General features: G+C 69.5%; 3 protein-coding genes. All 3 read left to right on the forward strand.

Annotated features, from left to right (window positions below):
- The first annotated feature begins 296 nt into the window (after positions 1–296).
- The 3 genes from VFE05_00900 to VFE05_00910 all read left to right on the forward strand — a co-directional run bounded on the left by VFE05_00900 (position 297) and on the right by VFE05_00910 (position 2,605).
- The gene (locus tag VFE05_00900; GenBank protein ID HET6228601.1) at positions 297–806 is read left to right on the forward strand and encodes a DinB family protein; all 510 of its coding nucleotides are present in this window, start codon (positions 297–299) and stop codon (positions 804–806) included.
- Between the two features lie 17 nt (positions 807–823).
- Positions 824–1,579, forward strand: a complete 756-nt coding sequence (locus VFE05_00905) for a DUF2071 domain-containing protein (protein ID HET6228602.1) — start codon at positions 824–826, stop codon at positions 1,577–1,579.
- Between the two features lie 498 nt (positions 1,580–2,077).
- Positions 2,078–2,605 carry a DUF2059 domain-containing protein gene (locus tag VFE05_00910; protein HET6228603.1) on the forward strand — a complete coding sequence of 176 codons (528 nt, stop codon included), beginning with the start codon at positions 2,078–2,080 and terminating at the stop codon, positions 2,603–2,605.
- The last annotated feature ends 234 nt before the right edge of the window (positions 2,606–2,839 follow it).

The following is a 2,839-nucleotide window of genomic DNA, read 5'->3' on the forward strand; positions in this document are numbered from 1 at the left end:
ACCAGTCGATCCCGATCTCGCGTGCTCATCTTTAGCATCTCCTCGCTCCGTCGCAGGTTTCCACTCCAGTGTGGGCGAACCTGTCCCGAAGGAGGACATTTCTATATCAACCAACCCGGACATTTCTATATCAAGACTACAGTCTTCCGGCACCAGGCCTTCCGCTCGCCGTCCACCTGGGCGATCTTCGCGGTGATGTCCGTCGTCTTCGGGAGCATGGTGGGCCAGTCGTGGTTCCGCACGCGCTGAACGCGCCGCCCTCCATCTCCCGTCCCACCCGCATCTCCCGAGGGCGCATGGAGATCCAGAGCGCCGAGTCGTTCCTGGCGTACTTCGAAGGCGTGCGCGGCCGCACCCGCCGCGTGGCCGAGTGCATTCCGGCGGACCGCGTGGAGTGGACGTTCCGCGAGGGGGCGTTCACGCTGGGCGACCTCGTGCGCCACATCGCGGCGACGGAGCGCTGGATGTTCGCCGAGAACGCCGCCGGCCGCCCCAGCCGCTACCCCGGCCACGGCCGCGAGCTGGCGGAAGGGCGCGACGGCGTGCTGGCGTACCTGGACCGCATGCACGCCGAGTCGGTGGAGATCGTCGCCGTGCTTACGGCGGACGACCTGGCGCGACGCGTGGAGACGCCGGCGGGCGCGACCATCGCCACGTGGAAGTGGCTGCGGGCGATGGTGGAGCACGAGGTCCACCACCGCGGGCAGATCTACCTGATGCTGAACATGCTGGGAGTGCCCACGCCGCCCATCTACGGGCTCACGTCGGAAGAGGTGCGGGAGCGCAGCCTGGCACCGGACGCGTGACCGGCCCCCCATCTCCCGTGTCCGGCTCCGTTTCGGGTGATGCGCCGCGGGGGGTCTTCCTCGCGGCGGAGTGGCGCTTTCTGGTGATGGCGAACTACGCGGTGGATCCCGCGGCGCTGCGTCCTCTCGTTCCGCGCGGGACGGAGCTGGACGAGTGGGGCGGGGTGACGTACGCCAGCCTGGTCGGCTTCCTCTTCCGCCGCACGCGGGTGCTCGGCGTCTCAATCCCGTTCCACCGCGACTTCGAGGAGCTGAACCTGCGCTTCTACGTGCGCCGCCGCGGGCCCGAGGGCTGGCGGCGTGCCGTCGTGTTCGTGAAGGAGATCGTGCCCCGCTTCGCCATCGCGGCGGTGGCGCGGGTCGTCTACAACGAGCGGTACGTCGCCATGCCCATGCGGCACCGGATCGACGCGGAGGGAGATGGGCTGCGGCCCGGCGGAGCCGTGGAGTACGGCTGGCGGCACCGCGGACGCTGGAGCAGCCTGCGCGCGACGACCTCGGGAGATGCGCGGCCGCTGGTGCCCGGTTCGGAAGAGGAGTTCATCACCGAGCACTACTGGGGATACGCGGCCCAGCGCGGCGGCGGCACGGTGGAGTACCGCGTGGAGCACCCGGCGTGGCGCGTGTGGAAGGTGGCCGACTGCACGGTGGATTGCGATGCGCGCACGCTCTACGGCGCCGCCTTCGCCGAAGCGCTCTCCGCCCCGCCGCGCTCCGCCTTCGTCGCGGACGGCTCACTCGTGATCGTCCGCCGCGGCTCACGGATCTATTAGCGTCCGTAGATTCCAGCGGGGCTGAGCGCGCGCCTAGCGGGTAAACACGGCTACGACGGCGCGACGACCGCTTTCCGGCCTGCCGCGGAGAGCACGTCGGAGTAGACGCAGTTGCTCAGCTTCGGCGGTCAGTCGCTCGATCATGCAGATTTCGGCGCGGCTCTTCCGACCTCGGAGATGCCGTTGCAGATCCGCACGGTTTTCGCATACTGCAACAATTTCTCGCCTCCGCACGTCCATCGTACTCGCGATCGCCCCGCGGTGTGTAGCAGACCGACGCTCCTCCATCTCTCTGCCGCGCATCGTCTTCCCCGCGGCTCTCCTGCCCGCGATCCTGCTCGGCGCGGCCTGACCGGCTCGCGGTGCGGAAGCTGCCTTCATCTGTTCCCACCTCCGGAACATCGCAGCTCCCCTCGCCCATCCTCGGCACAGTCGGCGGATGCGGCGCCCGCGCGCGGCTCCACCGATGCGTGCGGCTCCCCGAACCGACCCGAGCGCATGAGAAATCTCCTTCCGGCCGCGTTCCTCGCGGTCCTCCTCGCCTGCCCCGCCGCCGCGCAGACCACGACGCCGCAGCGCGTCGCCATGCGCCAGGTGGACACGACGCCCGCCGAGCAGCCCTCCGCCGCGCACCTCCAGGCCGCCGCCGACGTGCTGGATGCGATGGACATGGAGCAGTCGCTGGCCCGCTCCATCGACGCCACGATCGAGATGCAGGTGTCGCGCGATCCGCAGCTGGAGCGCTACGAAGACGTGCTGCGGCGCTTCTTCACGCGTTGGATGAGCTGGGCCCGGCTGCGCGACGACTACGCCCGCATCTACGCCGACCACTTCACTGCCGACGAACTGCGCCAGATCGCCGCCTTCTACCGCTCCCCCGCCGGCCAGCGCCTCGCCGCCTCTACTCCCGACCTGATGCGCGAGTCCGCCGCGTTGGGTCAGAAGGCCGTGGAAGGCCACATGGACGAGCTCCGCGCCATGATCGCCGCCGAAGCCCGCCGCCAGCCGAACGCTGCAAAACCGTAGCGGCCACCGCTGCGATGATGTCGGCTAGGAAGGGGCGCCGAGCCGTTCGGCGCCCCTTCTGGCGTTATGGATCGCCGTCCGTCGCATCTCACACGAAGGTTGACACCCGCGGTCGCCGCATGCACGCTTCGCTCCGGGCTGTCTCGGACCGGGAGGGTGCCGAATCCTACCCGGCCGGCTTCACCGAACCACGCTGGTTACGGCGTCCGTCAAGTACGCTCTCCCGTCCACATC

It is taken from the genome of Longimicrobiaceae bacterium, from assembly GCA_035696245.1.
Taxonomy (GTDB): Bacteria; Gemmatimonadota; Gemmatimonadetes; order Longimicrobiales; family Longimicrobiaceae; genus DASRQW01.

What these genes read in the sequence shown, in the direction of transcription:
- VFE05_00900 (HET6228601.1), top strand. Translation starts at nt 297, where the DNA reads ATGGAGATCCAGAGCGCCGAGTCGTTCCTGGCGTACTTCGAAGGCGTG.
- VFE05_00910 (HET6228603.1), top strand. Translation starts at nt 2,078, where the DNA reads ATGAGAAATCTCCTTCCGGCCGCGTTCCTCGCGGTCCTCCTCGCCTGC.